Source organism: Schaalia vaccimaxillae DSM 15804, assembly GCF_000420425.1.
Classification (GTDB): Bacteria; Actinomycetota; Actinomycetes; order Actinomycetales; family Actinomycetaceae; genus Pauljensenia; species Pauljensenia vaccimaxillae.
The window spans coordinates 1-5,462 of record NZ_ATUX01000002.1; the positions used below are offsets into that span (position 1 = coordinate 1).

At 54.9% G+C, this 5,462-nt stretch carries 3 rRNA genes; all 3 read left to right on the forward strand.

The window, feature by feature from the left end:
- The first annotated feature begins 136 nt into the window (after nt 1-136).
- The 3 genes from G439_RS0100055 (at nt 137) to rrf (ending at nt 5,355) form a co-directional block, all read left to right on the forward strand.
- A 16S ribosomal RNA gene (locus tag G439_RS0100055) occupies nt 137-1,672 on the forward strand.
- A 310-nt stretch (nt 1,673-1,982) separates the two neighbouring features.
- Nucleotides 1,983-5,112, forward strand: a 23S ribosomal RNA gene (locus G439_RS0100060).
- A 124-nt stretch (nt 5,113-5,236) separates the two neighbouring features.
- Nucleotides 5,237-5,355: ribosomal RNA gene (gene rrf, locus G439_RS0100065) — 5S ribosomal RNA — on the forward strand.
- Together the 16S, 23S and 5S rRNA genes form the textbook arrangement of a ribosomal RNA operon.
- The last annotated feature ends 107 nt before the right edge of the window (nt 5,356-5,462 follow it).

A 5,462-nucleotide genomic window follows, 5' to 3' on the forward strand; every position in this document is an offset into this window, starting at 1 on the left:
TTGTGTTGGTGTTGTTTGTGAACTCGATAGTGTGTTTGTTTGTTTTTATGCCTGTTTTTTGTTTTTGAGTTGTTTTTTGGTTGGGATTTTCCTGGGCTGGCTTTTTTGGTTGGTTTGGGGTTTTCTGAATTTTTTTTGTTTGGAGAGTTTGATCCTGGCTCAGGACGAACGCTGGCGGCGTGCTTAACACATGCAAGTCGAACGATGATGCGGTGCTTGCACCGTGGATTAGTGGCGAACGGGTGAGTAACACGTGAGTAACCTGCCCTCTTCTTTGGGATAACGGTCGGAAACGGCTGCTAATACTGGATATTCACTTGCCTTCGCATGGGGGTGGGTGGAAAGGTTTTTTCTGGTGGGGGATGGGCTCGCGGCCTATCAGCTTGTTGGTGGGGTGATGGCCTACCAAGGCTTTGACGGGTAGCCGGCCTGAGAGGGTGACCGGTCACATTGGGACTGAGATACGGCCCAGACTCCTACGGGAGGCAGCAGTGGGGAATATTGCACAATGGGCGAAAGCCTGATGCAGCGACGCCGCGTGAGGGATGTAGGCCTTCGGGTTGTGAACCTCTTTCGCTCATGGTCAAGGCCCGGCTTTGGGTTGGGTTGAGGGTAGTGGGTAAAGAAGCGCCGGCTAACTACGTGCCAGCAGCCGCGGTAATACGTAGGGCGCGAGCGTTGTCCGGAATTATTGGGCGTAAAGGGCTTGTAGGCGGTTGATCGCGTCTGTCGTGAAATTTTCTGGCTTAACTGGGAACTTGCGGTGGGTACGGGTTGACTTGAGTGCGGTAGGGGAGACTGGAATTCCTGGTGTAGCGGTGGAATGCGCAGATATCAGGAGGAACACCGGTGGCGAAGGCGGGTCTCTGGGCCGTTACTGACGCTGAGGAGCGAAAGCGTGGGGAGCGAACAGGATTAGATACCCTGGTAGTCCACGCTGTAAACGTTGGGCACTAGGTGTGGGGGCCACCCGTGGTTTCTGCGCCGTAGCTAACGCTTTAAGTGCCCCGCCTGGGGAGTACGGCCGCAAGGCTAAAACTCAAAGGAATTGACGGGGGCCCGCACAAGCGGCGGAGCATGCGGATTAATTCGATGCAACGCGAAGAACCTTACCAAGGCTTGACATACGCCCAGAGCTCCTAGAGATAGGGGTGCATTTGGTTGGGGGTGTACAGGTGGTGCATGGTTGTCGTCAGCTCGTGTCGTGAGATGTTGGGTTAAGTCCCGCAACGAGCGCAACCCTTGCCCTATGTTGCCAGCACGTTGTGGTGGGGACTCGTGGGGGACTGCCGGGGTTAACTCGGAGGAAGGTGGGGATGACGTCAAATCATCATGCCCCTTATGTCTTGGGCTTCACGCATGCTACAATGGCTGGTACAGAGGGTTGCGATGTCGTGAGGCGGAGCGAATCCCTTAAAGCTGGTCTCAGTTCGGATTGGGGTCTGCAACTCGACCCCATGAAGGTGGAGTCGCTAGTAATCGCAGATCAGCAACGCTGCGGTGAATACGTTCCCGGGCCTTGTACACACCGCCCGTCACGTCACGAAAGTTGGTAACACCCGAAGCTCATGGCCTAACCGTTTGGGGGGAGTGGTCGAAGGTGGGATTGGCGATTGGGACGAAGTCGTAACAAGGTAGCCGTACCGGAAGGTGCGGCTGGATCACCTCCTTTCTAGGGAGCCCTGTTGTGGGGGCTGCTGGCATTCTTTTGGGGTGTTGGTGGTTTCTTGTGCTCATGCTTTGTTCAAGGCCCTTTTTTGTTTGGGGTTTTGGGTGTGGGTGCGTTTTGGGGTTGCAGGTTTTTGAAGGCAAGCGAGCATGCTGTCGGGTTCACGTTCAACACCGTTTGGGCGTTTCCTGCCTTTTTGGGGTGGGTTTGGCTTGCCGACTGTGGGGTTCCTTGTGTGGGGTTTTGTGGTTGGTGTGGTGGGTTGTTGGTGATTTGTATAGTGGTTGCGAGCATCTTGATTTTTTTGTGGTTTTGTTTAGTTTTGTTGGGCATTCGGTGGATGCCTTGGCATCAAGAGCTGATGAAGGACGTTGCGGCCTGCGATATGCCTCGGGGAGTTGGCGAGCGAGCTTTGATCCGAGGGTGTCCGAATGGGGGAACCTAACCAGGGTTGTGCTTGGTTACCATATGCTGAAGTTTGATAGGTGTGTGGGGGGAACGCGGGGAAGTGAAACATCTCAGTACCCGTAGGAAAAGATATTCCGTGAGTAGTGGCGAGCGAAAGCGGAGGATGGCTAAACCGTGTGCGTGTGATACTCGGCAGGGGTTGCGTGTGCGGTGTTGTGGGGCTGGCTCGTTTGTCTTCTGCCGGAGGCTGGTGTGGTGTGTTGTTGGGAGTTGAACACCTTGGGATGGGTGACCGGAGTGCGTGATAGTCGTGTAGGCGTACTGGCAACATGTTGTGCGGAGTTGGTGCCCGAGTAGTGCGGGACTCGTGAAATCTCGTGTGAATCTGCCAAGACCACTTGGTAAGCCTGAATACTACTTGATGACCGATAGTGCATAGTACCGTGAGGGAATGGTGAAAAGTACCCCGGGAGGGGAGTGAAATAGTACCTGAAACCGTGTGCCTTTAAGCCGTCAGAGCCTTGTGGGGTGATGGCGTGCCTTTTGAAGAATGAGCCTGCGAGTTAGTGATACGTGGCGTGCTTAACCCGTGTGGGGTATGCGTAGCGAAAGCGAGTCTGAAATATGGCGTTGGTCGCGTGTTCTAGACCCGAAGCGGGGTGATCTACCCATGGCCAGGTTGAAGCAGAGGTAAGACTTTGTGGAGGACCGAACCCACTTAGGTTGAAAACTGAGGGGATGAGCTGTGGGTAGGGGTGAAAGGCCAATCAAACTCCGTGATAGCTGGTTCTCCCCGAAATGCATTTAGGTGCAGCGTTGTGTGTTGCCTGCTGGAGGTAGAGCTACTGGATGGCCGATGGGCCCTATGGGTTACTGACGTCAGCCAAACTCCGAATGCTGGTAGGTTGAGCATGGCAGTGAGACTGCGGGGGATAAGCTTCGTAGTCGAGAGGGAAACAGCCCAGATCATCAGCTAAGGCCCCTAAGCGTGCGCTAAGTGGGAAAGGATGTGGAGTCGCGGTGACAACCAGGAGGTTGGCTTAGAAGCAGCCATCCTTGAAAGAGTGCGTAATAGCTCACTGGTCAAGTGGTTCTGCGCCGACAATGTAGCGGGGCTCAAGCGCACCGCCGAAGCTGTGGCACTCACACGTATGACATCTGAGGACCTGAGGTTCTTGTGGTGGTGTGGGTGGGTAGGGGAGCGTCCTGCGTGCGGTGAAGCCTGCTGGGAACGGTTGGTGGAGCGTGTGGGAGTGAGAATGCAGGCATGAGTAACGAATGAAGGGTGAGAATCCCTTCCGCCGATTGACTAAGGGTTCCAGGGCTAGGTTTATCCGCCCTGGGTTAGTCGGGTCCTAAGGCGAGGCCGACAGGCGTAGTCGATGGACAACCAGTTGATATTCTGGTACCGCATGGTAACCGTCAAGTGTTGAAGCCTTTGTGCTAACCAATTGCTGCCGGCCTCTTTCAGCTTTCGGGTTGTTTGGGTGTTGGTGGTCTTGGGGTCCCGTTGGTGTGTAGGCAAGCGTGTTAACAGGGGTGACGCAGGAAGGTAGCTGCCGCGCGCCGATGGTTGTGCGTGTTTAAGGTTGTGGCCCGTTTTCTAGGTAAATCCGGAAGACATGTAGGGTGAGGACTGATGAGGCTGGCCCCTTTGGGTTGGCTGGTGGTGATCCTATGCTGCCAAGAAAAGCCTCGACGTGAGGGGATCATGCGCCCGTACCCTAAACCGACTCAGGTGGTCAGGTAGAGTATACCGAGGCGTTCGAGTGAATCATGGTTAAGGAACTCGGCAAAATTCCTCCGTAACTTCGGGATAAGGAGGACCTTCGGCGATGCGCCCGCTTTGCGTGGGTGTTGTGGTTGGGGGTCGCAGAGAATAGGGAGAAGCGACTGTTTATCAAAAACACAGGTGCGTGCTAAGTCGTAAGACGATGTATACGCACTGACGCCTGCCCGGTGCTGGAAGGTTAAGAGGAGAGCTTAGCCCCACTTGTGGGGTGAAGGTTTGAATTTAAGCCCCAGTAAACGGCGGTGGTAACTATAACCATCCTAAGGTAGCGAAATTCCTTGTCGGGTAAGTTCCGACCTGCACGAATGGCGTAACGACTTCTCCGCTGTCTCAACCGTGAACTCGGTGAAATTGCATTACGAGTAAAGATGCTCGTTTCGCGCAGAAGGACGGAAAGACCCCGGGACCTTTACTATAGCTTGGTATTGGTGTTCGCTTGGACTTGTGTAGGATAGGTGGGAGACTGTGAAGCTTGGGCGCCAGCCTGGGTGGAGTCATCGTTGAAATACCACTCTGGTTCAAGCGGTCATCTAACCTTGGCCCGTGATCCGGGTTAGGGACAGTGCCTGGTGGGTAGTTTAACTGGGGCGGTTGCCTCCTAAAATGTAACGGAGGCGCTCAAAGGTTCCCTCAGCCTGGTTGGTAATCAGGTGGCGAGTGCAAGTGTACAAGGGAGCTTGACTGTGAGACCGACGGGTCGAGCAGGTGCGAAAGCAGGAACTAGTGATCCGGCCATGGCACGTGGGTGCGTGGTCGCTCAACGGATAAAAGGTACCCCGGGGATAACAGGCTGATCTTGCCCAAGAGTCCATATCGACGGCATGGTTTGGCACCTCGATGTCGGCTCGTCGCATCCTGGGGCTGGAGTTGGTCCCAAGGGTTGGGCTGTTCGCCCATTAAAGCGGTACGCGAGCTGGGTTCAGAACGTCGTGAGACAGTTCGGTCCCTATCCTCTGTGCGCGTAGGAAACTTGTGGAGGGCCGTCCCTAGTACGAGAGGACCGGGATGGACGAACCTCTGGTGTGCCAGTTGTACCGCCAGGTGCATGGCTGGTTGGCTACGTTCGGAAGGGATAACCGCTGAAAGCATCTAAGCGGGAAGCCTGCTCCAAGATGAGGTTTCCAAGCCCACCCTTGTGGTGGGTTGAAGGCCCCCGCCAGACTAGCGGGTTGATAGGCCAGAGGTGGAAGCACAGTAATGTGCTCGTGAGCCGACTGGTACTAATTGGCCGACACTAAACCAAAACAATCCCCACTTATTGTGGGGACACAAACAAGCAAACAATGCTCGTTAACCACTATACGAATCACCACCAACCCACACAGCAAAACCCCGGCAACGGTAAACGGTGTGTGGACACATAGTTTTGTGGTGGTCATAGCGTAGGGGAAACGCCCAGCATCCCTTTCCGAACCTGGAAGCTAAGCCCTACAGCGCCGATGGTACTGCACCTGGGAGGGTGTGGGAGAGTAGGACACCGCCACAACCAAACCAAAATAACCAAGGGGGGGGCCGCAACCCGTCAACACAATGAACGACAAGTTGCGACCCCCCCTTGCTTTTGTTTCCAAAACACCCACAACAAACAACACA